The sequence below is a fragment of the Paenibacillus sp. FSL R10-2199 genome, from assembly GCF_038000235.1.
Lineage (GTDB): Bacteria > Bacillota > Bacilli > Paenibacillales > Paenibacillaceae > Paenibacillus_AQ > Paenibacillus_AQ phytohabitans.
Map to the genome: position 1 here is coordinate 2,394,808 of NZ_JBBOBO010000001.1, position 23,964 is coordinate 2,418,771.

Annotated in this window: 21 protein-coding genes; 16 read left to right on the plus strand and 5 right to left on the minus strand. The window is 49.2% G+C overall.

Annotation, left to right across the window (positions count from 1 at the left end; all coding sequences use genetic code 11):
• Positions 1-63: 63 nt before the first annotated feature.
• Positions 64-825: a SagB/ThcOx family dehydrogenase gene (locus NYE33_RS10580; RefSeq protein ID WP_042139726.1), complete on the plus strand. Its 762-nt coding sequence runs from the start codon at positions 64-66 to the stop codon at positions 823-825.
• Between the two features lie 319 nt (positions 826-1,144).
• Here the strand turns inward: NYE33_RS10580 and NYE33_RS10585 are convergent, their stop codons facing one another.
• Positions 1,145-1,675 (minus strand): NAD(P)H-dependent oxidoreductase, encoded by a 531-nt coding sequence (locus NYE33_RS10585; RefSeq protein WP_340942651.1) that lies wholly within the window; start codon positions 1,673-1,675, stop codon positions 1,145-1,147.
• A gap of 198 nt (positions 1,676-1,873) precedes the next feature.
• Between NYE33_RS10585 and NYE33_RS10590 the strand changes: the two genes are divergently transcribed.
• From NYE33_RS10590 to NYE33_RS10600, 3 genes are all read left to right on the plus strand, one after another.
• On the plus strand, positions 1,874-2,236 hold the full coding sequence (locus tag NYE33_RS10590) for a winged helix-turn-helix transcriptional regulator (RefSeq protein WP_042139724.1): 363 nt from the start codon (positions 1,874-1,876) through the stop codon (positions 2,234-2,236).
• Positions 2,237-2,305: 69 nt separating this feature from the next.
• The gene (locus tag NYE33_RS10595) at positions 2,306-2,728 is read left to right on the plus strand and encodes a MarR family winged helix-turn-helix transcriptional regulator (RefSeq protein WP_042141598.1); all 423 of its coding nucleotides are present in this window, start codon (positions 2,306-2,308) and stop codon (positions 2,726-2,728) included.
• A gap of 54 nt (positions 2,729-2,782) precedes the next feature.
• Positions 2,783-3,607 carry an alpha/beta hydrolase gene (locus tag NYE33_RS10600; protein ID WP_042139723.1) on the plus strand — a complete coding sequence of 275 codons (825 nt, stop codon included), beginning with the start codon at positions 2,783-2,785 and terminating at the stop codon, positions 3,605-3,607.
• A 64-nt stretch (positions 3,608-3,671) separates the two neighbouring features.
• On the opposite strand, the gene NYE33_RS10605 is transcribed toward NYE33_RS10600, so the two are convergent.
• Entirely contained in the window at positions 3,672-4,208 is a 537-nt protein-coding gene (locus tag NYE33_RS10605; protein ID WP_039297747.1) for a PadR family transcriptional regulator, read from the minus strand.
• Between the two features lie 222 nt (positions 4,209-4,430).
• Between NYE33_RS10605 and NYE33_RS10610 the strand changes: the two genes are divergently transcribed.
• Together NYE33_RS10610 and NYE33_RS10615 are read left to right on the plus strand one after the other, a co-directional pair.
• Complete coding sequence (locus NYE33_RS10610) at positions 4,431-5,699, plus strand: L-lactate MFS transporter (protein ID WP_341065703.1); 1,269 nt, start codon at positions 4,431-4,433, stop codon at positions 5,697-5,699.
• 39 nt (positions 5,700-5,738) lie between these two features.
• A complete protein-coding gene (locus NYE33_RS10615; protein ID WP_340985505.1) occupies positions 5,739-7,688 on the plus strand; it encodes an NAD(P)/FAD-dependent oxidoreductase in 1,950 nt (649 codons plus the stop codon).
• A 297-nt stretch (positions 7,689-7,985) separates the two neighbouring features.
• Here NYE33_RS10615 and NYE33_RS10620 read toward each other — a convergent pair whose 3' ends face one another.
• Together NYE33_RS10620 and NYE33_RS10625 are read right to left on the minus strand one after the other, a co-directional pair.
• Positions 7,986-8,171, minus strand: coding sequence for a hypothetical protein (locus NYE33_RS10620; protein WP_039297739.1), 186 nt, complete (start codon positions 8,169-8,171; stop codon positions 7,986-7,988).
• Positions 8,172-8,445: 274 nt separating this feature from the next.
• Positions 8,446-8,781, minus strand: coding sequence for a histidine kinase (locus NYE33_RS10625; protein ID WP_340942659.1), 336 nt, complete (start codon positions 8,779-8,781; stop codon positions 8,446-8,448).
• 295 nt (positions 8,782-9,076) lie between these two features.
• Between NYE33_RS10625 and NYE33_RS10630 the strand changes: the two genes are divergently transcribed.
• The 8 genes from NYE33_RS10630 (at position 9,077) to NYE33_RS10665 (ending at position 19,977) form a co-directional block, all read left to right on the plus strand.
• The gene (locus NYE33_RS10630) at positions 9,077-10,807 is read left to right on the plus strand and encodes a cellulase family glycosylhydrolase (RefSeq protein ID WP_341065705.1); all 1,731 of its coding nucleotides are present in this window, start codon (positions 9,077-9,079) and stop codon (positions 10,805-10,807) included.
• Between the two features lie 139 nt (positions 10,808-10,946).
• Positions 10,947-12,368 carry a spore germination protein gene (locus tag NYE33_RS10635; protein ID WP_076248420.1) on the plus strand — a complete coding sequence of 474 codons (1,422 nt, stop codon included), beginning with the start codon at positions 10,947-10,949 and terminating at the stop codon, positions 12,366-12,368.
• Between the two features lie 11 nt (positions 12,369-12,379).
• Positions 12,380-13,462 (plus strand): GerAB/ArcD/ProY family transporter, encoded by a 1,083-nt coding sequence (locus NYE33_RS10640; RefSeq protein WP_171718725.1) that lies wholly within the window; start codon positions 12,380-12,382, stop codon positions 13,460-13,462.
• Positions 13,455-14,579 (plus strand): Ger(x)C family spore germination protein, encoded by a 1,125-nt coding sequence (locus tag NYE33_RS10645; RefSeq protein WP_083705748.1) that lies wholly within the window; start codon positions 13,455-13,457, stop codon positions 14,577-14,579. Before NYE33_RS10640 ends, NYE33_RS10645 begins: the two co-directional genes overlap by 8 nt.
• 325 nt (positions 14,580-14,904) lie before the next feature.
• Positions 14,905-15,876, plus strand: coding sequence for an ABC transporter substrate-binding protein (locus NYE33_RS10650; protein WP_256704044.1), 972 nt, complete (start codon positions 14,905-14,907; stop codon positions 15,874-15,876).
• Complete coding sequence (locus tag NYE33_RS10655) at positions 15,857-16,639, plus strand: ABC transporter ATP-binding protein (protein WP_076248413.1); 783 nt, start codon at positions 15,857-15,859, stop codon at positions 16,637-16,639. Before NYE33_RS10650 ends, NYE33_RS10655 begins: the two co-directional genes overlap by 20 nt.
• A complete protein-coding gene (locus NYE33_RS10660; protein WP_336102463.1) occupies positions 16,633-17,385 on the plus strand; it encodes an ABC transporter permease in 753 nt (250 codons plus the stop codon). Before NYE33_RS10655 ends, NYE33_RS10660 begins: the two co-directional genes overlap by 7 nt.
• A gap of 252 nt (positions 17,386-17,637) precedes the next feature.
• Entirely contained in the window at positions 17,638-19,977 is a 2,340-nt protein-coding gene (locus NYE33_RS10665) for an S-layer homology domain-containing protein (RefSeq protein WP_341065708.1), read from the plus strand.
• 80 nt (positions 19,978-20,057) lie between these two features.
• Here the strand turns inward: NYE33_RS10665 and NYE33_RS10670 are convergent, their stop codons facing one another.
• The gene (locus NYE33_RS10670) at positions 20,058-20,885 is read right to left on the minus strand and encodes a TerC family protein (RefSeq protein WP_042139713.1); all 828 of its coding nucleotides are present in this window, start codon (positions 20,883-20,885) and stop codon (positions 20,058-20,060) included.
• A gap of 729 nt (positions 20,886-21,614) precedes the next feature.
• Here NYE33_RS10670 and nifB point away from each other — a divergent pair.
• Entirely contained in the window at positions 21,615-22,982 is a 1,368-nt protein-coding gene (gene nifB / locus NYE33_RS10675) for a nitrogenase cofactor biosynthesis protein NifB (protein WP_042139712.1), read from the plus strand.
• A 6-nt stretch (positions 22,983-22,988) separates the two neighbouring features.
• Entirely contained in the window at positions 22,989-23,855 is an 867-nt protein-coding gene (gene nifH, locus NYE33_RS10680; RefSeq protein WP_039297719.1) for a nitrogenase iron protein, read from the plus strand.
• Positions 23,856-23,964 lie beyond the last annotated feature (109 nt).

Here is a 23,964-nt window from a genome sequence, read left to right on the forward strand (position 1 = left end):
TCACAATCTATTTTTGCCGGAGTGGTAAATTAAAGCTATCAAGTTAATCCGGGAGGAACTGTTATGACCAGATATGAACAACAAAGAAATTTTCTGAAATCCAATTTTCATGAATTCAAACATATTAAAACAGACAAGATCAAAGGAATTGCCCAGCCGCCAATTGTTAAGCCGTTTGATCCGGAATCACTAATTATTGATCTGCCGAAGGTTAGCAGAGACGTAGTGAGTAAAGAGGATTTTTTTGATTGTATCGGGCAAAGAAGAAGTACACGCTTCTATTCTGCCGACACTTTGAGTCTGGAGGAGTTATCCTATTTATTATGGGCGACCCAAGGGATCACCGGCATGAGCAAGAACGGGCTTACGCTGCGGACCGTGCCCTGCAGTGGGGCGACACACACCTTTGAAACCTATTTAATGATTATGCGGGTAGAGGGCATTCCGCAAGGGATCTACAGATACCTCCCGGTGGAGCATAAGCTCCTATTTATGTTTGAATTAGATCAGCTGGAACAGAAGATTGATGCGATCACTTTGGATCAGCCCTTTGTCCCTAACTTTGCCCGCAAAGCTTCTGTGCTGTTTGCCTGGAGTACCACACCCTACCGCTCCGAATGGAAATATGATATTTCCGCCCACAAAAAAATCCTCATCGATGTAGGACATGTCTGCCAGAACCTGTATTTAGCCAGCGAATCCATTGGTGCAGGTGCCTGCGCCATTGGCATCTATGATCAGAAGCTGATTGATGAGGTTTTAGAGTTAGACGGCGATGAGGAGTTTGTTATCTATCTTGGCGCAGTGGGGAAGAAACGGGAATAGCTGCCTTGGCGAATTGAAAGTATAGCTTCCGTCTTCTGAGGCGACGCGTTTAAACCTTCCTTTACCCTTTGGGTGAGGGAAGGTTTTTTCACACCCTACCGGCAGTAATGTTGTACATATTGCAACTCTGAGCCCTAGATATCAAGGTATTTCATAGGGATTGTTGTATAAAATGCAAGAATTATCCGGTTAAGCCGCTTGGAGGAAGAGAAATCCTGCCTTTTGTACAACATTTTTGAATTTTGACCGAGATGAGTGGGAAAATGTTGTATTTTGTACAGGATTCTCAAAAGTAAGTGAGAGGGAGGTTTGTGAGCCCTTATCGATTCTCAATAATATATTGAAGATAGTCTGCTGCGCTCTGATTGATTGCTTCATCACCCGCCTGAAAGGAGGCTCCGAAGACGGCGAAATAGGGTAATGCGATCGCACCCACATGTCCTGCGCTGGCTTTAAAGGGTGCAATAACCTCATCTACAGTAAAAGAAACGGAACCGGCAGGCAGGTAATTTTCCTGCTTATCCCCAATGGACATAGCTATCCCCAGCTTCTTTCCTCTCAGCTTATTCCCGTTTGAACCATACGCCCAGCCGTGGGTGAAGACGTCATCCAGCCACTTTTTCAGTAAAGGCGGGTAACTATACCAATATAAAGGAAATTGAAAAATAATATGGCTGTGTGCTTCGAGTAAACTTTGCTCTTTCGGAACATCAATGCTCCAGTCCGGATATTCCTTGTAAAGCTCATGGATCGTAACTTCCTCTGGATGCTGCAGCAGCTCCTGTTTCCATCTTTTATTTACTCTTGAATTCTCAATATGAGGGTGTGCTAGGATCACAAGGGTTTTCATATTTAATCACCTTTCCGGCGGATATTGGTTTTGTGCAGCTGTTTATATTATTTTGGATGCCTGTAAAAATGTAAATACACACAATAAAGTAACATGGTTACCTCAAAGTGTGCATTGGACTCCGGATCGTTATATGGCATGATAGAAATCATAAGATAAGATAGGCTAAATTAATTAGGGTGTGATGAGGTGGAAGGTATGAAAGAATATCATTTAGGCATAGAAGCAACGCTTGAAATTCTCGGAGGAAAGTGGAAAGCGTTAATCATATGTAATCTAATGTCGGGTAAGAAACGGACAAGTGAATTACAGCGCAGTATCCCGGGCATCTCGCAAAAGGTTCTGATCCAGCAGCTCCGCGAACTTGAAAGGGACGGAATGATCGGCAGACAGGTCTATAATCAAATGCCGCCCAAAGTTGAATATTATATAACGGAATATGGAACTACAGCCAATGGAATTATTGACGTAATGTGTTCATGGGGCAGAGCCAACATTGCAATCAGACAGCAGCAGGGTGAAGATGTGGTGTTGCTGGAAAATATTCCGGACGATGAGTAAACCTGCGTTGCCTCACTATATAAAATGCCCGCCATTGACAATGGTTTGATATCAAACTATAATCCCTGTATGGAAACTAGAGATGTGATTTCGCTGATCTCCAAGATCAGGGAGAAGGTTAACCGGTTCATTGTTGCAGAGATGGTGAAGCAGGGGCTGGAAGGTATCGGCACTTCGCACGGGGACATTATTTATGCGCTGCTGCAGAAGCCCAGACTTACAATGGCAGAGATCTCCGCCAAAATTAATAAAGACAAATCGACCGTCACGGCACTGGTTGATAAGCTGGTCCGGCTTGGCATGGTGACGAAGGAAAGGGAGAAGGAGGACACCAGGTTTGTATACGTTGCTCTGACGGGGAAGGGGAGGGAGCTGGAAACGGTTTTTGAGGCGATATCTGCAGACATGCTGGAGCAGTTTTACCTCAATGTCACCGAACAGGAGAAGGAAGCGCTGCTGGGCATTCTAATTAAAATCAATAACAACTTCTAAAAAAATATATTATATAGTTTGATATCAAACTAAAGTTCAAAGGAGGAAATACTTGTGAGAGATTACACGACAGAATTGCCGCCGCACACAGAGAAATACATCGGAGAGAACGATCTGTATCTGCAGATATTTGCAGGAAGGAACCTCCCGGAGGATGCTGACCGCAGGCCTCCTTTACTGTTCGTGCATGGTGCCTTTACCGGAAGCTGGATGTGGAGCAAATACATTCCCCATTTTATCCGTGAAGGATGGACCTGTTATGTCATGAATCTGAGAAGCCATTACAGAAGCCGGGTGCTGGATATGACGGAGATAACCTTCGGGGACTATCTGGAGGATATAAGCGAGGTTATCGCTGAATGCGGGGCTCCGCCTATTGTGATCGGGTTCAGCATGGGCGGGATTCTAAGCCAAAAGCTGGCGGAAACGGCAGATCCGGCCGGGCTCGTGCTGATCGATTCAAGTATTTGTAAGGAAGTTCATGACCAGGTGCCTTACCGGGACATCGTCCGGACACAACCTGGCCTCGTAGTGCCTGCCCCGGTTCGTGAGGAGCTGACGGGCATAGATGAATCGGCAGAGGATATAGCTTTTCAAAGAAAGTACCTGACTATGGAGTCTGCCAAGGCGTTTAGCGCTTTTTCTTATCATTACGGTGCGGACGGAATCCCGGTGGACAGCCGGTCCATTAAGTGCCCTTGTCTGGTTATCCATGCTGTTAACTGTGCGGAGGACGACCGCCGGGGCAAAGTGAACGCAGAGCATTTCCATGCAGACTACAAAGGCCTGTGGGACACCACGCATACCGGTCTGCTCGTAGGGCAGCGGTATCTGGAAGCAGCGGAGACTGTTCTGGAGTGGCTGAGAAGAGAATTTTAACCAAAATAAGCATAAAGATCCGAGGTGACAAAATCTCGAATCTTTATGCTTTCTATTTGTTTGTTTATTGCTTGCAGTGGGCTATGAAATTCTCCAGCCACTCTATCGTTACCGTCTCACGCAGAATTGCGCCATCCAGCACAAGATAATCACCGAAATTATCGCTGTCGAGTGGGGGGATGCTGTCATACCGCTCTTTATTCCTGCTTAAATGCTTCAGTCTCTCCTGATGCTGATGCAGCTGATGCTCCAATAGATGAATCCGGGTGGCTATATCCAGATTATTGGAGAAGTACATTCTCAGCCGGAACACATCTTTAGGCGTAGGCTCAAGCGGCTCTTCTTTTTTCAGCCATTGCAAAAAAGCTTTCTTGCCCTGCTCCGTAATCGAATACAGTTTTTTCTCCAGTATTTCTCCGCTAATTTGGATCTCGAATACAATAAGTCCCTCATCCAGCAGCTTCTTTAATTCCGGATAGATCTGACTGTGCTTGGCATTCCAGAACTCACCTAAATCCTTGCCGAATTCCTTACCTATATCATAGCCAGTCATTGGCTCTTTGTTTAATAACCCCAAAATAGCGTATTTCAAAGTTCTCATAAGCTTCGCTTCCTATACATATTCGTCGTTTTCTACTTCGTTAGTATAGCATATTTAGCCAGTCGACAATAACATTTGTTACATATGTGAATAAACGTGTTTTATTAAACATATAAATATATATATGTTTGTATTGATATAAATAAGAGCCTGTGCTAATATGAAATCGGATTAGATGTGAATAAATTCACAATACGATTGATGAAGGAGAAGAAGATTGCAGTGGAACTTACAAAGAAGAGATGGATTATTCTGATTGCGAGCTGCTTTATTAACCTGTGTATTGGCTCAATCTACGCCTGGAGTGTGTTTGCTGCCCCGATGGCAGCGTATTTGAGCGGGCTGACAGGACTCAGCTTAACGCCGGGGGATTTGGCTATCGCTTTTACGATTACCAATTCAGTCGGTCCAATTACGATGATTTCAGGCGGATGGATTAATGACAGATTCGGGCCTAAGCGGGTAATTCTGGTAGGTGGCCTGTTATTCGGGGGCGGGATGATATTGTCCGGGTTTGCAACCTCGGTTAGCTTCCTGGTTCTTACGTACGGCATCGTACTTGGCCTTGGAACTGGCATGGTCTACGGCTGCACTATCAGTAACTCCATCAAGTTCTTCCCTGACAAACGGGGATTGGTTGGCGGAGTAACCACTGCTGCCTATGGATTAAGCTCGGTCATCATCCCTCCAATTGCCAATGGCTTGATTAGCTCGTCTGGAGTGAAATCAGCATTCTTAATCATCGGCAGCGCATTTCTTCTTATCATCTGCTCCGCTTCTTTCTTCATTGAGAAATGTCCGTCTGATTTCGTTCCGGCAGGCTGGACACCCAAGTTGCCGGGTACTGGCCGTTCTCTAAAAGGCGACAAAGACTGGAAAGGCATGCTGGCAAGTCCGCTATTCTACGTAATGATCCTGTTATTAATCAGCGGTGCTTTTGCCGGACTAATGTGTACCTCACAAGCTTCACCTATCGCTCAAAAAATGGTTGGCCTGTCTGCGGCGGCGGCAACGACTGTGGTTTCTGTACTGGCTCTGTTCAACACGGGCGGACGCATCCTGGCGGGCTATATTTCTGACAAAATCGGCCGGATCAACACGCTTACCTTTGCTTCACTCTTATCTGTAGTGGGGCTCACCCTGCTGTATATTTCAGGAGCTAATAGTGTGGCGACCTTCTATATCGGTATTTCTGTGATCGGCTTAAGCTTTGGCTCCCTGATGGGCGTATTCCCCGGATTTACTGCAGATCAGTTCGGTGCCAAGAATAATAGTGTGAATTATGGAATTATGTTTATCGGCTTTGCATTAGCGGGCTATTTTGGCCCGTCCATTATGAAGAATGTGTACAGTGCAGACGGCAGCTATCAGAGAGCCTTTGTGATTGCGGCCATCTTTGGCATCACCGGAATTATCCTGACCTTTGTCTATAAGTGGGCTGTCAAATATCAGGCGAGAACTGCTGCTAAGCCTCAGGAAGCTAGTATATAAAGAACAGAAGCAATGTATAGAGAGAAGGAGAATGAAATCATGATTAGAAAATATCCGAACCTGTCTAAACCCATCACAATTGGTAATGTAACCTTCAGAAATAGAATGTTTGGCTCTCCTATGGGCGGAACCGATATTACAGCAGACTGTACGATTGGACCCAAATCCACAGCGTTCTATGAATTAAGAGCTAAAGGCGGCGCTGCCTCAGTTACAGTCAGTGAAGTTGTTGTACATCCCGAAACCGAAGCCTCCCATATGTACCATCTGGACCTGGGAACTGTAGATTCTCTTGCCAGCTTTACTTATACTGCAGATGCCATCCGCCGTCACGGAGCTATTGCGAGTGTGGAGCTATCCCATTCCGGACAGTACGCCGGTACATATCTGACGGACAAGAATAAGAAGCAGGAATTGGCCCAGTGGGGGCCCAGCCCCGGAGTACGCCCAGACGGCAGGGAAGTGAAGGAGCTTACACAAGCACTAATTGATGACATCGTAGCAGCCTATGGCAGATGTGCCGGACTGGCTAAGAGAGCCGGTTATGAGATGATTATGGTCCATGGCGGACATGGCTGGCTGATCAATCAGTTCTTTTCTCCGTACTTCAACCGTAGAACCGACAAGTATGGCGGAACTTTGGAGAACCGGGTACGGTTTGCCCAGGAGGTTCTTGACAGTGTCCGCAACGCTGTAGGCCCTGGCTTCCCTATCGAGTTCAGAATAAGCGGTTCGGAGTTGTTTGAAGGCGGATATGACCTTACTGAAGGTATTGAAATTGCCAAGCTTGTCGAATCTAGAGTCGACCTGCTGCATGTATCTGCGGGCACGTATCAGACCGGCTTCGGAATCACCCATCCGTCGATGTTCTTGCCGCATGGCAGTAATGTGTATCTGGCAGCAGAGATCAAGAAGCATGTAAGTGTCCCCGTTGCTACGGTCGGCGGTTTAAATGACCCGGCTCAGATGGAAGAGATCATTGCCAGCGGTCAGGCGGATGTGGTTGAGATGGCCCGCGCACTGCTGGCTGATCCAGAGCTGCCCCGGAAGGTCATGAGCAACCGTGACGAGGACATTATTAAATGTCTGAGATGCTTCACCTGTATGGCGGAGCGTGCGGAGACCTCTACAAGACGCTGTACGGTGAACCCGTTAATCGGCCGTGAAATGGACGGGACAGAAATTTATCCTTCGGCTAATCCGCGTAAGGTTCTGGTAGCGGGTGCTGGCCCGGGCGGGCTGTATGCGGCGATGACTGCTGCCAAACGCGGACATCAGGTCATTTTATGTGAGAAGTCGGATGATGTGGGCGGTATTCTGCGGGGAGAGCAGGCGCTGCCCTTCAAATATGAGATGTATGAGCTGGGAGTTACTCTCGGGAAATTAGCCAAAGACGCAGGCGTCGAGATTCGTCTAAATACACCTGTGACCCAAGCGTATGTTGATAATGAAAATGTGGATGCGTTAATTATAGCCGTCGGTTCCGCAGCCATTGTTCCGCCAATCCCGGGACTTGATGGTGATAATGTAGTTGTAGTTAATGACTACTATCTGGAGAAAGATAAGGTTACCGATAGTGTGGTTGTACTGGGAGGGGGCCTTGCGGGCAGTGAAGCAGCGATTCACCTTGCCCAGGAAGGCAAAACAGTACATTTGGTCGAGATGAGAACTGAGCTGGCACCGGATGCCAATATCAGACATCGCCCGATTATGCTGAAGGAGATCGACAAGCTGAATATTAAGGTTCATCTGGGATATAAAGGGTTATGTGTTACGCCGGAGGGCGTAGTTTGCCTGAATCCAAGCGGGGAAGAGCAGCTGATTCCGGGAACCTCTGTAATTTGCGCACTTGGACAACGGGCAAGAAGAGATATCGTAGAGGAGTTAATTGATTGTGCTCCTTATGTGGCTCAGATCGGGGACTGTGTAAAAGCGTCAACGATCACTACTGCAATTTATCAGGGATATCATGCAGCGCTTGATATTTAGTTTGACACATATCCCCCCCCCAGGGGGGATACTGGGTATAGATGTTTATATAGGATATGGGGAATTCCATAGGCAACAAAGCAAAGAACTGCGGTCATTTGGGCGATCCTCGCGGCTGCACTATATGCCATCCGCACGCCGGTATCCAAAGAGCTATATCAAAGGGTTCGGTTCAGGGTTAGGCGCACGAAATAAATAAAAGGCCGCATGAACCGGATGATCCGGTTCCTTGCGGCCTTGTTTGAGTGTGGATTTTTAAGTATCAAATATTGTTCAATCTATATACATCCGGTTAGATTAATGGAATTTGACAGTCTTGATCCGTGATTCCTGTTCGTAAGTAAGCGGGCTTGGCGTTTGCGGTGTGTGCAAATGGCGCTCTACGCTGTATTCCATTTTCCGGTAGTCTTCTTCTCCCGAAGCCATTCCAGGCTGCCACATTCCGGTTACCCAATTCTTCAGTTCCTTAATTCCTGCCAGCATTGCATTCATCCTCCTTGGCGATGAAATCCGATGGAAAATAGGGTTTCGATCACTTTTGTTTACGCTTTCATTATAACACGGATCAGACGAAAATCAAAGGTGTGTCCGTGTGAAATAGACAATAAAAGAGTACAAAGTGTGAATTGGAGAGGATTTGTGCTTTGTGAAAGGAGTTATGTCCTTGTGGGAGAGACAATAGGGGATGAGGAATGGTAAAAGAAAAAGCGACTGCCGGATATGGCGGTCGCTTGCAGCAAACTCCTGTAGGGAAAGCTTATTTGATACGTTTCAATGCGGCTTCCTGATCAATAGAACGTCTGGCCAGCATGTCCAGTGTAGCATCATGTACGGTTAATGTTTTGTCTATCCGCTCAAGAGTGTCCCGGGTTGCAATGACTTCAGCATTGACTTCGGATACAGCCTGCTGGATCAGCGGGATCAGCTTCGTATCTTCTTTGATGCTGTCAATATCAGCCTTCATTGTGCCCAACTCGGACCGTATCTCTTTGATATCGGATTTCATATCTGTAAATTCAGCCTTCATCTCTGTCACTTCAGATTTCATTCCCTGTAATTCCGTAAGAATCTGTTGCAAAATCGGATCGCTCATCGTCACAGCTCCTCAAATATGGATTACATCAGAAGCGGGCTCTTTGGATTATGTTTAATTATTATAGCATAAGACGGGGGGACAGGCCGAGGAAAAAGAGCAAACTGGCTGAAGCGCGGCATTCCTGCCTGGAACAAAGAAGATCTCTAATTATGAGTGTTTTTTACACTAATAATTGGGATATTTACCAATCGGCAAAGATGCTATATTGATTTTGGTAAGCGGTTGCATAAAAATCCTGAAGCTGATTTTATGCATCAGCCGATCACAACAAACCGGGAGGAATAAACGATCCATGCCAAAAAAGAAATCGTTTCTGTCATTCATCTTCACCACAGTCTTGCTGCTCGCTATGGTCACACCGATGGTCTCTGCTGCAACGGAAGAACAGGCGCCGCAGGAGCAGGCTGCCGCAGCTGCGGCTGCATCCACAGGTCTTCAATCCTACGTAGATGCCATGCAGCCGGGATGGAATCTGGGCAATTCACTGGATGCGACCGGAGCCGATGAGACTTCCTGGGGCAACCCGGCCGTCACACAGGCTCTAATCAAGAAAATTGCTGCCCAAGGCTATAAGAGCATCCGGATTCCCGTGACCTGGGATGTACATACGGGAGCGGCTGCCCCGTATACAGTGGATGCGGCCTATTTGTCACGTGTCCAGCAGGTTGTTGATTGGGCAGTAGCAGAGAATTTGTATGTCATGATCAACGTTCACCATGATTCCTGGCTGTGGATCAGCAAAATGGAGCAGCAGCATGATCTGGTGCTGGCCCGCTATAAGGCGGTCTGGACTCAGATTGCGAACCGCTTCAAGGGATATTCCGCCAAGCTGATGTTCGAGAGCGTGAATGAGCCGCGTTTCACCGATGGCGGAACGACGGATGAGGCCAAGGCGATTCAGATGCTGGATGAGCTGAATGTGGCTTTCCATGGCATCGTCAGAGCCTCCGGCGGGAATAATGCCACCCGTCCGCTGGTGCTGTCCACGCTGGAAGCTTCACCGACGCAGACCCGGATGGACGCCCTGTACCAGACCATCAACAGGCTGAACGACTCCAATCTGATCGCGACCGTACACTATTACGGGTTCTGGCCGTTCAGTGTCAATATTGCCGGTTATACCAGGTTCGAGACCGATACCCAGAACGATATCGTGACTACCTTTAATAATGTCTATAACACCTTTACCGCCAGAGGCATTCCCGTTATTGTGGGCGAGTATGGGCTGCTTGGTTTTGACAAGAACACTGGTGTGATCGAGCAGGGGGAGAAGCTGAAGTTTTTTGAATACCTGGCTTATTATCTGAAGTCTAAGCAAATTACACCGATGCTGTGGGACAATGGTCAGCATTTCGGCCGCACATCCTTCCAGTGGTCCGATCCGCAGCTTTACAATATGATGAAGGCAAGCTGGACCGGCCGCTCGTCCACTGCTGAAAGCGATCTCATTCATTTGAAAAAGGGTGCCGCAGCCAAGGATGTGACGGTTAAGCTGAATCTGAACGGCAATACGCTCTCTTCAATTCTATACGGTAGCCAGCAGCTGGTGCAGGGAACGGATTATACCCTAAGCGGTGACCAGCTGACGTTCAAAGCAGCGAAGCTCACCAGCCTGACTTCTTCCGGTAAGCTTGGCGTCAATGCAGTTTTGACGGCCCGCTTCAACAAAGGAGCGGATTGGAATTTTAACGTAATTCTCTATAATACGCCAAAGCTAAGCAGCGTTCAGGGAACAGCCAGTGCTTTTAAAATACCGGCTGTGTTCAATGGCGATACTCTCGCTACCATGGAAGCCGTATATGCTTCAGGAGGGAATGCCGGCCCGCAAAACTGGACGTCTTATAAAGAATTTGCTTATACGTTTACGCCTTCCTATACCACGGGTGAAATCAGTCTGCTGCCGGCGTTCTTCAATGAAGTGAACAATGGTGACGTGATCCTGAAGTTCCATTTCTGGAGCGGCGAAGTCGTGAATTACAAGATCACCAAGAACGGAACGAGCGTTACCGGTACGGCAATGTAGATGTAGCACAAGCAGAAGATGTACATGATAGCCTTCTTTTATCCTGCGGGATGGAAGAAGGCTTTTTATTGCGGCAGCCTTAAATATCCAAGAAAATCTTGGGGATACTATACCAAACGAACGGGGAAGGAGGGCATCTATGGAACCGGACACACAGAATATTCCTACGCTGCGGCATATTCTTGATGAATTCGATCAGTGTGCGGACCTCAGCCACCGGCGCTTTCCTGAACTCTCCGCCGATATTGTGTATTTCCCGCATACGGTGGATAACAACCTGCTAATCCAGGAAATATTGCTGCCCTTTGACCGGCTTCAGGCGGATGGGCTGGATAAGTTGTTCCTCCAGTCCCAATTTGTTGAGACAAGAGAGTCCAAAGCCGTGGTGGTCGGCATACTGGAGGGCTGTGTAGCTGTCTTCCACGGGGAAGCTGTCTACTTACTGGACGCCTACGGCCCGGAAGGCCGCAGTGTACAGCAGTCGGAAACGGAGACGGTAATTGCCGGCCCTCATGATGCCTTCGTGGAATCCGCTCCTACTAACCTGAGCTTAATCCGCCGCCGGATCAAAAGCTCGCATCTGAAAATTATCCGGTGTGAGATCGGAGAAATTTCCAAAACAACTGTGTACATCCTTTATATCAAGGATATTGCCAATCTTAAATATGTCCAGGATCTGCAGAACCGGATCAACCGGATTGAGACAGATGCGATTAATGACGGCGGGACGCTGACCCAGTTCATTGAAGATATGCCGAATTCGGTGTTCCCGCAGTTTCTGACTACGGAAAGACCTGATGTGGCTGTGTCGAAGCTGGCGGCCGGGCGGATCATCACCATCGTTGACAATAGTCCGACAGCGATCAGTGCGCCCTCCTCCTTTTTTGAATTCTTCTCATCACCGGATGATTACTACCAGCGCTGGGCACTGGGGACGGCACTGCGGCTGCTCCGGTTTCTGGCTCTTGTAATAACGATATCATTCACGGCGATGTATGTATCGGTAACTACCTTTCATTACGAGATGATTCCCGAAGCGCTGCTCCGAACGTTGGCTGAATCACGGAACAGGGTGCCGTTTCCTCCTGTTTATGAAGCGCTGCTGATGGAAATCATGATCGAGCTGCTGCGGGAAGCCGGAGCGCGCCTGCCAACCAAGATTGGGCAGACGATCGGGATCGTGGGCGGGATTGTGATTGGTCAAGCGGCTGTACAGGCTGGCCTGACAAGCAATGTGCTTATTATCGCAGTAGCCTCATCTGCCATTGCCTCTTTTGTGATTCCCAGCTATATGATGAGCGCCTCTATCCGCCTGATCCGCTTCGGAATCATAATACTCACCGGAATATGGGGCAATATTGGACTTGTAATGGGTATAGCCCTGATCGTAATTCATTTATCCAACCTGACGAGTCTGGGTTCGTCCTATCTGACCCCTATTGCTCCAATGAAGACGGGAGACTGGAAGGATGTGTTTATCCGTGCTCCTTTCTCGAAGCTGAGCAGCCGTCCGTCCCAGAGCAAGACCATGAATTCCATCAGGCAAAAAAACAAAAAGTAGGAGTGGACGTTATGCCCGAAAAGCTGCGCCCCTTTCATATTGCCGTTCTAATGCATATGACCCAATCCGGAATTGTGATCTTCACATTGCCCCGCAATCTGGCCGACTATTTCGGTACCAACGGATGGCTTTTTCTGGTGCCGTGTATCGTAGTCTCTACCTTCAATATCTATTTAATTTCACTGGTCTTCCGGCTTGGCCAAGGGAGGTCTGTATTTGAGATTATGGAGCAGACAATTCCAAGGCCGGTGCTGTATCCCTTTTATGGCGGCCTGGCTGCGGTCTGGCTTGTTTTTGGCTGCATGATCGGCAAGAAATACGTACTAATCTTCCAAATGCTGTCCTTCCCGACAACGAATCCCATGGTGTTCAAGCTGGCTGTGGACATTCTGGCCTTTCTGATGATTACCAAAGGAATCTATTCCATCTCCAAAGCGGCAACGCTGTTCTTCTGGCTGTCTGCCTGGATGTATCTGCTCATGCTGTGGTTTTTTCCGGCGTTCCGCTGGGAACGCCTGACTCCGTTTATTCTCAAAGGCGGGCATAATCAGTTCAAAGGAGCGATGGAGATCTATTCCGCTTTTCTCGGTTACGAATTATCGATACTGCTGTTCCCTTACGTGAACAAGAACAAAAAGGCTATGGCGGGCGTCTATGCGGGAAATCTCTATTTAGCTGTGCTGTATATCTCGCTGGCGATCATCTGCTTCGGGTTCTTCAGTCTGGGGCAATTGAAAAAACTGCTCTATCCCTTGCTTGATTTGCTGGCGTATATCCAATTTCCGTTTATAGAGAGGCTGGAGAATCTGCTGTACGGGCTGTTTCTGTTCCCGGTTCTGGTCACTGTTGTAATGTACTGGTGGGCGGCACAAGAGTCGGTACGAAGAATGCTCCCCAGAATAAAACTATCCGTGCTCTCTTTCTTACTGATTGCGATTTCCTACAGTATCTCTTTTATTCCGAAGACACTGGATGCAGTGGGGGTCTGGATCACTAACCTGGGGTATGCGGTGACCGGGATTGCTTTCGGGTTTCCTGTACTATTGCTTCTATTGCTGCTGATTCAGCGGAAAGGGGGAGAGGTCCGTGCATAGACAGATTTATAGCTTGGCAAGGTTGTCCCTGAGTCTATTGCTTCTGCTTCCTCTGCTGCTGACCGGATGCAAAAGCGACGAGAGAATCCTTGAGAAGCTGGGCCTGGTGCAGACGGCGAGCTATGATCTTGCAGAGAATAACAGGATCAAAGTTACCTCCTGCGTCCCGGTCATTGACCCGGATTCCTCCGCACGCCGTGAGCTGTTGTCTACTGTCTCGGATAGCATTAAGGAAGCGAGAATCATGTTCTCCAGACAGACGGATTTGACGGTTGTCAGCGGGCAGCTCAGAGATGCATTGTTTGGTCTGAAGCTGGCCAAAGCCGGACTCGGGGATTACATTGATACCCTGCTGCGTGATCCCTCTATAGCCCTTGGCGTCAAGGTTACAATTATTAACGGGGATGCCGGTGAAATTCTGGCCAAGGATTACGAGCCGCATACGGATACCGGAAGATATATCAATCATCTGCTGGAGAAAGAGGCGGCCGGCAACAGCATTCCCAATACCACTCTGTATGAATTCTCCCGTGACTATAATGACGATGGCATAGATCCGGTGGCACCGATAGTAAAGGATAGCGGGGACAAAGCCGTTATTGACGGCATTGCCTTGTTTCAGGAGGACCGTTACAGAATGAAGATTCCGGCTCAAGACGGGATCTTCTTCGGGCTTTTCCGTGATGACCTGAGGCAAGGGGAGGCCGCTCTCCATTTGGGGGAAAAGGATGGCCGGCAGGTGGTAGTGATGTTCAGTTCATTATTGAATTCACGCAAGGTGAAGGTTCATCGTCTGGGGCCCGGCCGGTTCAAAGTCGAGCTTCTGGCGAATATCCAGGGCTCCGTGCTTGAATATACCGGACACCATTATCTGAATAAGGCCGGGGTAAGACAACAGCTGGAGCGGGATATCGCAGATGTGATTATGGCCAAAGCCAAAGAAATGGTGTCGCAAATGCAGCAGCATAACGTAGATAGTCTCGGAATCGGGATACAGATAAGGAATACTTTGAGCTATAAAGAGTGGAATCAAATGAATTGGCGGGAGGTTTATCCGCAGGTGGAGATAGAGTGCAAGGCCAAGGTGACAATCAAGGATTACGGGAAATACATGTAGGCACTACCCTGATTATTTCAATTTATAAATATACAAAATAGGGCAATGGGTGTAAAATTGCATTACTTAGGTCTTCCCGGCGAGCAGAATAGCATGGATATACAGAGAAACGGGTGCTGCCCTTCAAAGGGGGGGCATTAACGTTTCTACTTCTATGCCTATATGTGAATAAATGCGCATGGACCTCAGGCCTGAGGGGATTATGCTGCATTGCACCACAGGGTTATCCTGCTCCCGGAAGCAGAAGCGAAGGTACAGCAACAAGATGAACCGAAAAGAGACGGAGGAATTAAGAATCATGGAGAGAAGAAACTGGAAGCACCTTATGAAAATAGCAATGTTGACCGCTGCGGTTGGCCTGGTAGCGGCTGGCTGCGGAAATTCCAATAATGCAGGCAATGCCGATAATGAAAGCTCCGGAAATGCTGCGGAAGCTCCAGCCGAGGCGGTTACCCTATCGCTGGGTCTGCTGCCTTCTATTGATGCGATTCCATTTATTATTGCGCATGAGCAAGGCTTTGATAAAGAGCATAATGTAAACCTCGATATCCAGACCTTCAAGAGCGCCAAGGACCGGGATGTAGCTTTTCAAGCCGGCAAAGTAGATGGTCTCAGCGCAGATCTTGTAGCGATTTCCATCTATAATGAAGCGGGACTGGATGTCAAAATCACCAGTACTACAACGGGTGAATTTGATCTGCTGACCGGAAATGATGAAGTCAAAGAGGTGAAGGATCTGAAGGGCAAAACTGTCATTCTGTCCAAGAATACCTCGACCCAGTATACCGTGGCGATGATGCTGAAGCAGGCCGGTCTGACTGAAGACGATATTACAGTGACCGAAGTGCCGCAGATTCCAACCCGCCTGGAGCTGCTCAAGAATAATAAAGCCGATGCAGCCGTCCTTCCGGAGCCGTTCGTGACCATGGGCAAAACTGCTGGCCTGCGTGTCCTCAGCTCGACCCATAGTGCGGGAATCAATCCGTTCGTGCTGGCTTTCCCGCAGAGTGCGATTGATGCCAAAGGACAAGGCATCCGTGATATGTACGCCGCTTATGATGAAGCTGTAGATTATATGAAAACGCATGACCAGTCGGAATATATCGATCTGATTATCAAGGAAGTGGGTTATCCGGACACGCTGAAGAATGAGATTAAGGTGCCGGAATATCTCCCTGCTTACCAGGTGGATGTGAAGGAAGTAGAAGCGGCCTTCGCCTGGGCGCGTGAAAAAGGACTGCTCACCAAAAATATATCGGCTGAAGAAGTGATCTCCGATGTCCAGTTTAAAGAATAGCGGACTCCGCATTAACAACCTTCATGTAGCCTACGAAAAGGGTCAGCTGGCGCTCGGAGAGATGAATCTGACCCTGCCGGAGCATGGGATATATACAGTAATCGGTCCTTCCGGCAGCGGCAAATCCACACTGCTGCGGGCGATTGCCGGACTGCTGCCGGGGTATGAGGGGGAACTGCTCTTCAACGGCAGATCCGTCCATGAGAAGGAGACGCTGATTGGCCTGGTGCCGCAGAATTATGGCCTGCTGCCCTGGAAGACAGTCCGTGACAATATCAGGATTGCCATGAAAATTGCCCGCCCCGGCAGCGGGAGCACAAACAGGCAGGAGCAGGACGGGCAAATCCTGCATTGGCTGGAGTCCATGGGTATAGCCGGGCTGGCCGGCCGGTTTCCGCTCTCCCTGAGCGGAGGACAGCAGCAACGGGTAGCTATTGCCCGTGCATTCGCCATTCTGCCGACTATTCTGCTGCTGGACGAGCCGTTCTCGGCGCTGGATGCCATTACGCGGGAAGGGCTGCAGCAGATTTTTATCGACAACTGGCAGGCGCATCCGGCAACCACGCTGTTCGTCACCCACGATATAGAAGAAGCGATTCTCCTGGGACAGAAGATTATCGTGATGCTGCCCGGGCAACAGGAGCCGCCGGAGATTCTCGATAACTCCGCTGTGTTTGCCATGAAGCATGTGGACAAGCGGGAGAGCGATGAGTATTTCGAGCAAAGTAAGAGAATCAGAAAGGTAATGATGGAGAAATGGTGAAAAAACGGCATCTCCCTCACCTGCTGCGGCTGCTGTTCGTTTTTACGGGCATGAATGTAATCTGGTATATAGCCTATCTGCTGATGAATCATTCCATTCTGCCAAGTCCGGGTGCAGTCTATGAAGCTATGTTTCATCTGGGTGCGCGTGATGTGGCGCTGAACGTCGGCTACAGCCTGCTCCGGATCTTCGAGGGTGTGCTGCTGGCGCTGCTGCTCGGACTGATGGTAGGCCTGCTGATGGGCCGCTCTCCACTCTGGAACAGGCTGCTGGATCCGGTAGTGTATCTGACCTATCCGATTCCCAAGATTGCGCTATTGCCTGTAGTGATGCTGTTCTTCGGCCTCGGAGAGACCTCCAAAGTGCTGATGATCATGCTGATCCTGCTGTTCCAGGTAATCATATCCGTACGTGATGGTGTGAAGGCGATCCCTGAGAGTACATATGATGTTCTGACGAGCATCGGCGCCAGCTCCATGCAGAAGTTCTGGAATGTGACGCTCCCCGGCGCATTGTCGGTCATTCTCAGCACCATTCGTATCTCCCTTGGAACGGCAATATCGGTGCTGTTCTTCACCGAAATTTACGGTACGGAGCATGGCATGGGCTTCTTCATTATGGATGCCTGGCTGCGGCTGGATTATCCGGAGATGTATGCGGGAATTATGCTGTTCAGTCTGGTAGGCTTTGTCCTTTTCCTGCTGGTGGATCTGCTGGATTACCGGTTTATGAAGTGGCGGCGGTAGTCTGTACACGGGTATTGTCCGCATAAGGACGGTGCCCGTTTCTTTTGAAATATAAGAATTTATATGTTTCACACGATAACTTATCCTTCTATTTCTCGCTGAAACAACACCGTCCCTTAAAAGGACGGCAAAGCCGTTTCTACTTGTTTGAGAATGCTGTAATTTCCTGTCGCAAATATAACATGGTAAATATATCTAAATATAATTATAATTAGAATATTCATGTTACTTATTTGAGGAGGATGAAATGTTTTGAACAGTAAACGCAATCAATTTATTCAGCAAACCGCCCGGACAGCCCTGATTACTTCGGTAGCGCTTGCATTACTGCTGCCTGGCGGGCTGGCTGCTGCGGATTCCAGCTACACTTCGGTAAGGGTGCCTCTCTCCACAGCAGCTGCCGGACAGGCCGCCAATTCCGCAGCCCCGGACCCGGCCAAGGCCAAAATCACACAGGAGCAGGCCATTGCCAAGCTAAGAGAGCTGTTTCCCGTTCTGAAGGAAGCGACGGTATCCAATGTACGGCTTGGCACGGATTCTTACCCTCCTTCCGGGAACCAGATGGTGTGGAATGTCCAGTGGCAGTACCAGCTGGGCAGCTCAGGTTACGGGTTCTCCAGTTTGGTCGATGCGATGACAGGTGATCTGGTGAATACGTATATTTCTTATCCTATGTTGAGGGAGAATGCCTTTTACCCTCCGGAATTCTCCCGGGAGGAGGCGCTGGCGAAAGCCCGCAGCTTCATTGCCGCGGCCGCACCATCCCTGGCAGCCAAGGACCTTGTACTGGATGATAACGACCAGACTTATATGGGCAGGGACGCGCTCTTTGGTATGTTTGAATATAGATTTCCGTTCAGAATCTTGAGAAACGGGCTTCCCTCAGCAGCGGATATGCTGAACATCTCCGTCGATGGAAACGGGAATATCGTTCAATTCAGCAAACCGGCTACAGACGGAGTGTATCCGTCAGCGAAGCCGGCGGTCTCCCCGGAATCAGCTAGCAAGCAATTTGCCGGGAACTTTAAGGTTGGCCTCTATTATATCCCTATATATAAAGATGGCGCGGCAGTGCGCTGGATTTTGGGCTGGCGCCCTGAGAGTGAATCCCTTTCCCTTGTAGATGCCCAGACTGGCAAAAGCATAGATAATGAAGGCGAAGCAATTACGGCGGCTGTCACTTATGAGGCGGTACCAGAGCGGAAGAATACTTTCCAGCCTGCAAGCGCCGCCGGGCTGACCGCAGCTGCAGCGGCGAAGCTGGTACAGCAGGTCGCTGCGATTCCTGCAGAACGCAAGCTTTCAGGCCAGAACTCTGGCGTGAATTCCCAGAATGATAAGCAAAAGCTCTGGAGATTATCCTGGGAAGCAAGTCGCACGGCTGCTAATATGGCAATGCCGGAGCGTACGTACGCTGAAGTAGACTCCAGCACCGGAGAAATCATTCAATTCCAGCTGGAGCAGTATGGAGGCCAGGCATTGAAGGAACAGCCTGCACCTGCAGGCGGAACCAAACTGACGCAGGCACAAGCTAAGGAGAGGGCGATAGAACTTATCAACCGTCTGTATCCTAAGGCCAGCGGAAGTCTTAAGCTGGCTGAGCATGGAGGGAAGTGGAGTATCCTTGAGGACGGGAAGGGGTACCGTTACCAGTTCTTGCGCTATTATCAGGGTATTCCGGTTAGTGACAGTAATATAGTCATGACTATGGATGTTTACGGCAGACTGCAAAGCTACATGAATACAGGCAACACCGGTTATGAAGCGCTCAAAGATAAGCCTGTTCCGGCAGTTTCCGGGGCGGAAGCACTTCAGAGCTATCTCGGCCGATATGATCTGAAGCTGCAGTACAGCAGTATAGGCGGATATAATATAGACAATAAGTATGTTGAACCGGTAGTTAAGCTGGTATATGCTCCGACTCCGGCAGATTCTCAGGATACCTATAAGGTACTGGATGCGCAAACTAAGGAATGGGTCACGACCTACGAGAGCCCGTTGCAGTCACGGAGTGGAGCGGGGGCAGTTGATCTTAAGGGGCATGCAGCAGAGCAGGCACTGACCGAGCTGCTGAAATACGGCGTGCTGAGCGTAGATGCGGATAAGAAGGTGAATCCGGACCAGGAGATAACGGCCGGAGACTGGTTCACCCTGATTGCCAGATCCTCAACACCGTATTATGCAGGGTATTCGAATGGTTCTGAACCTAAAGCCGTGGCTGGAGTGAGTCCGGACAGCCCTTATTATGAAGCCGTCAGCTATGCGGCAGAGCGTGAATGGATCAGCAGAGGGGCTGCGCTGCAGCCTGAGAGTAAGTTAAGCCGCGAACAGCTTGCTGTTCTGCTGGCCTCCTTCCTGAAGTACGATAAGCTTTCAGCTTTTCTGGGTAATGATTCTGTCATAACCGGCTTCAGTGACAATGCGGCAATTCAGGATAAAGGGGCAGTAGCACTGGCTGTTAAGCTGGGATTGCTGCAGGGAGAGAACGGGAAGTTCAATCCACAGCAGATTGTAACCAAAGCGCAGGCAGCTAATGTGATCATGAAGCTCGTAGAGCTGCAGGGCAGAACCGATCAGGTGATCGGCCAATAGAGAATGGAGCACAGCAAAGCCCGTTTCCGCCACTATGGCGGGAACGGGCTTTTTGACGTCGCATTATGAAGTGGAGAAGCTTATTTGCCGAGCTGTTTGTCGACTTCCTTGACGGGATTCTCGCCGACATTGTCTTCGGTCTTGATGCTGCTCATGAACCAGCCTGTAGCCGCAATAATAATCAGAACCACGTAGAAGGTCAGTTTCCACCAGGTGCTATGCGCGAAGTCTTCAGACAATACACCCAGCGAAGGATGTGCAAGAGTGATGACGGCAAGCTTAATCCCTACCCAGCCGACAATGAAGAAGGCGGCAATTTCGAGACCTGGACGTGTGTGGAGCAATTTGACGAAGAAAGAAGCGGCAAACCGCATAATAACCAGGCCGATGAATCCGCCCGCAAAGATTACCAGGAACTGTCCGCCGTCAAGTCCGCCAATGTGGCCGATTCCGCTTGGCGGAAGAGCAACGGCGAGGGCAACAGCTGCGAGGATGGAGTCTACTGCAAAGGCGATATCTGCAATCTCAACCTTAAGTACGGTGAACCAGAAGCTGGATTTCTTCTTGTTGACAGCCCCGGAAGTGCCGCTTTCAGCTGCTTCATCCGTGACCGGTTTCTTGAACAGCAATTTCCGGAAGATATGATTCCCCGCGATAAATAACAGATAAATTGCGCCGATAGCTTGTACCTGCCAGATGTCGACCAGATAAGAGATGACGAAAAGTGATCCAAACCGGAACACAAACGCTCCTGCCAATCCGTAAAAGAGCGCCTTCTTACGTTCCTCATCAGGAAGATGTTTAACCATGATTGCCAATACAAGTGCGTTGTCTGCGGCAAGCAGCCCTTCCAGTGCGACCAGAACGAGCAATACCCATCCGTATTCTAATAATAATCCCCAATCCATTGCTGTTTCCTCCTCATGTGGCTCTGGATACTTTTCGTAAAAAATACCCTTATTACCATTATTGTAACCAAAACTATATAAAAAAGACCTTTACCAAACAGATTAGCCTTTGGAATAAAGGTAACCTGATTGGTAAAGGTCTCGCTAACAATGATAAATTGCCGATAAAACCGGAGAATATCCTCATATTCTCGTATTGACGATTTTATCTAACAGCTACTCCCCTTTACGGGATATATGAAATTTTAGGATTTACGTATCTGACTAAAAGTATCATATATGAGTTGAGAGGCGTTGTCAATGTTTATGAGAATAAATATCATCAGGAAATGATTGTTTTGAAAACGGAAACATGGCATATACGAGTCATATAACTTGACATACCATATGTCGAAACTGCAAACATAAGGAAATTAAGGGCAAATCAAGCTTTAAGCTAATTGACGATGCCCTGTTATGAAAATATGATGAGACTAATTAAAGCAGCAAGCAAGGTTTGTGTTAATTAACATAACATTAAACCGAGCTGGCAGCCAGTTGACTGTCGCATATGGGAATGTCAGGGAAGCTTAGCTTACAAAACTTGAGTGATGCTTCCGAAGCGAGTTTTACTGCGAAGTGGTTTCAAGGAGCGGATACTCCGTAAATCTAAGCGAATGCTTCCGAAGCGAGTTTTGTACGAAGATTGTACAAGGAAGCTTAGCTTACAAATCTTTTAGGAGGTGGGAAATGATGCAGCCGTCATGTATATCAAGTGAAGCGGAGGAGGAGATTAGCCGCCACCCTTGCTACAGCGAGGAGGCCCACCGGTTTTATGCCCGGATGCACATCCCGGTTGCTCCCGCCTGTAACATCCAGTGCAATTACTGCAACCGCAAGTTCGACTGTGTAAATGAAAGCAGGCCGGGTGTGGTCAGTGAAGTGCTTACTCCGGAGCAGGCAGAACGCAAGGTGAGGGGCGTTGCCGCCCAGCTGATGCAGCTCTCGGTTGTGGGTGTAGCCGGACCCGGAGATCCTCTGGCGAATCCGGAGCAGACATTTGATACCTTTGCCCGGGTCAAGAAGTATGTGCCAGACGTGTCCCTTTGCCTCAGTACCAACGGACTTACGCTGTACCGGCATGTGGATGAGATTATCGAGCTTGGCATCCGGCATGTCACCATCACCATCAATGCCATTGATCCTGATGTCGGCCAGGCGATTTATCCCTGGGTATTCGATGAAGGGGTCCGGTACGAAGGAAGGGAAGCAGCTGAGCTGCTGATCAGCCGCCAATTGCTGGGGCTTGAGATGCTGGCGAAGCTGGGGATTCTGGTCAAAGTGAATTCGATTATGATTCCGGGGGTCAACGATCATCATCTGCCCGCCGTGTCCCAAAGAGTAAAAGAACTCGGGGCCACGCTGCATAATGTAACACCGCTGATTATCGCGCCGGGCAGCCAATACGAAGCGGATGGACGCAAAGCGCCCCGTCCGAAGGAATTGCTTAACCTGCAGGAGCTGCTAGGCCGTGACGGGATGAAGGTCATGCGCCATTGCCGCCAATGCCGGGCGGATGCGATCGGGCTGCTTGGCCAGGACCGCAATCAGGATTTCCCGCTTGAAGCGATGGAAGCTGAACCGGTCATTAATGAAGAAGCCAGGGCAATGTTCCAGAGTGAGCTGGATACCAAAATCCGCGAGCGCGTCAAAGCCAAGCAGGCCAGACGCATTCAGGCAGGCGGGCCGAAGACCAGAGTCGCAGTTGCCACTAGAGGCGGCGATAAGGTGAATCAGCATTTCGGTCATGCCACTGAGTTTCTGATTTACGACACTGACGGCGCAGATGTACAACTCCTGGGTGTCCGCAAAATACAAGCATACTGTCATGGCAAAGCAGACTGTAACGGCGACAAAGCCGCCACGCTGCAAGAAATCATCTCCATTCTAAGTGATTGCCGCATTCTTCTCTGCTCCGGTATCGGCGATGCTCCAAGAGCCAGCCTGAACAAGATCGGAGTCCTGCCCCTCGTCCGCAAAGGCGGAATTCAGGAAGCCATTCTCGAAAGCGTCAAGTACAGCTCTTATTTTGAAAATATAAACATTTCGAAGGGATGATGAACAATGAGACAAATAGCTTTCTACGGTAAAGGCGGTATCGGTAAATCGACAACTTCACAAAACACCCTGGCTCAGCTGGCTACAAAATTCGGACAAAGAATAATGATCGTAGGCTGTGACCCTAAGGCAGACTCTACCCGTCTGATCCTGAACACGAAAGCCCAGAACTCGGTGCTTGAACTGGCGGCTGAGCTTGGCTCGGTAGAGGATCTTGAGCTTGAAGATGTATTGCAGACAGGTTTCGGTGACATTATCAACGTAGAATGCGGCGGCCCTGAACCTGGAGTAGGATGCGCAGGACGCGGGATCATCACCGCCATTAACTTCCTGGAACAGGAAGGTGCCTATCAGGATCTGGACTTCGTATCCTATGACGTGCTTGGTGACGTTGTATGCGGCGGTTTCGCCATGCCAATCCGCGAAGGCAAGGCGCAAGAGATCTACATTGTCTGTTCCGGTGAGATGATGGCGATGTACGCAGCGAACAATATCGCCCGCGGTATCCTGAAGTATGCTACCAGCGGCGGTGTAAGACTGGGCGGCCTGATCTGCAACAGCCGTAACACGGACCGTGAAGATGAGCTGATTATGGAGCTGGCCCGCCGTCTGAACACACAGATGATTCACTTTGTGCCGCGCGATAACATCGTTCAGCATGCCGAGCTGCGCAGAATGACCGTTGCCCAATATAACCCTACCCATCAGCAGGCGAAAGAATATGAAACGCTGGCTGAGAAAATCCTCAATAACAAAATGCTGACCATCCCTACTCCGATTTCCATGGAAGAGCTGGAAGAGCTGCTGATGGAATTCGGCATCATCGAAGATGAAGAAGCGGCGATCAAGAAGCTGCAGGCTTCCGGTCAATAAGACTCTAAGCCGTAATCTACAGAGTGATCCGGTGAACGGGAGTGGAGAGACGGCCTTCGCCGGATCATCTCAGGTGGTATTAGCCACGCAGGCGGCTTAGACGTCCTGC

Excerpts from the sequence above, each read along its gene's own strand:
- NYE33_RS10630 (WP_341065705.1), top strand. The coding sequence starts at position 9,077 with ATGCCAAAAAAGAAATCGTTTCTGTCATTCATCTTCACCACAGTCTTG.
- NYE33_RS10605 (WP_039297747.1), bottom strand. The coding sequence starts at position 4,208 with ATGAGAACTTTGAAATACGCTATTTTGGGGTTATTAAACAAAGAGCCA.
- NYE33_RS10615 (WP_340985505.1), top strand. The coding sequence starts at position 5,739 with ATGATTAGAAAATATCCGAACCTGTCTAAACCCATCACAATTGGTAAT.
- NYE33_RS10620 (WP_039297739.1), bottom strand. The coding sequence starts at position 8,171 with ATGCTGGCAGGAATTAAGGAACTGAAGAATTGGGTAACCGGAATGTGG.
- NYE33_RS10655 (WP_076248413.1), top strand. The coding sequence starts at position 15,857 with ATGTCCAGTTTAAAGAATAGCGGACTCCGCATTAACAACCTTCATGTA.
- NYE33_RS10660 (WP_336102463.1), top strand. The coding sequence starts at position 16,633 with ATGGTGAAAAAACGGCATCTCCCTCACCTGCTGCGGCTGCTGTTCGTT.
- nifB (WP_042139712.1), top strand. The coding sequence starts at position 21,615 with ATGATGCAGCCGTCATGTATATCAAGTGAAGCGGAGGAGGAGATTAGC.
- NYE33_RS10580 (WP_042139726.1), top strand. The coding sequence starts at position 64 with ATGACCAGATATGAACAACAAAGAAATTTTCTGAAATCCAATTTTCAT.
- NYE33_RS10670 (WP_042139713.1), bottom strand. The coding sequence starts at position 20,885 with ATGGATTGGGGATTATTATTAGAATACGGATGGGTATTGCTCGTTCTG.
- NYE33_RS10585 (WP_340942651.1), bottom strand. The coding sequence starts at position 1,675 with ATGAAAACCCTTGTGATCCTAGCACACCCTCATATTGAGAATTCAAGA.
- NYE33_RS10640 (WP_171718725.1), top strand. The coding sequence starts at position 12,380 with ATGCCCGAAAAGCTGCGCCCCTTTCATATTGCCGTTCTAATGCATATG.
- NYE33_RS10635 (WP_076248420.1), top strand. The coding sequence starts at position 10,947 with ATGGAACCGGACACACAGAATATTCCTACGCTGCGGCATATTCTTGAT.
- NYE33_RS10595 (WP_042141598.1), top strand. The coding sequence starts at position 2,306 with ATGGAAACTAGAGATGTGATTTCGCTGATCTCCAAGATCAGGGAGAAG.
- nifH (WP_039297719.1), top strand. The coding sequence starts at position 22,989 with ATGAGACAAATAGCTTTCTACGGTAAAGGCGGTATCGGTAAATCGACA.
- NYE33_RS10625 (WP_340942659.1), bottom strand. The coding sequence starts at position 8,781 with ATGAGCGATCCGATTTTGCAACAGATTCTTACGGAATTACAGGGAATG.
- NYE33_RS10590 (WP_042139724.1), top strand. The coding sequence starts at position 1,874 with ATGAAAGAATATCATTTAGGCATAGAAGCAACGCTTGAAATTCTCGGA.
- NYE33_RS10650 (WP_256704044.1), top strand. The coding sequence starts at position 14,905 with ATGAAAATAGCAATGTTGACCGCTGCGGTTGGCCTGGTAGCGGCTGGC.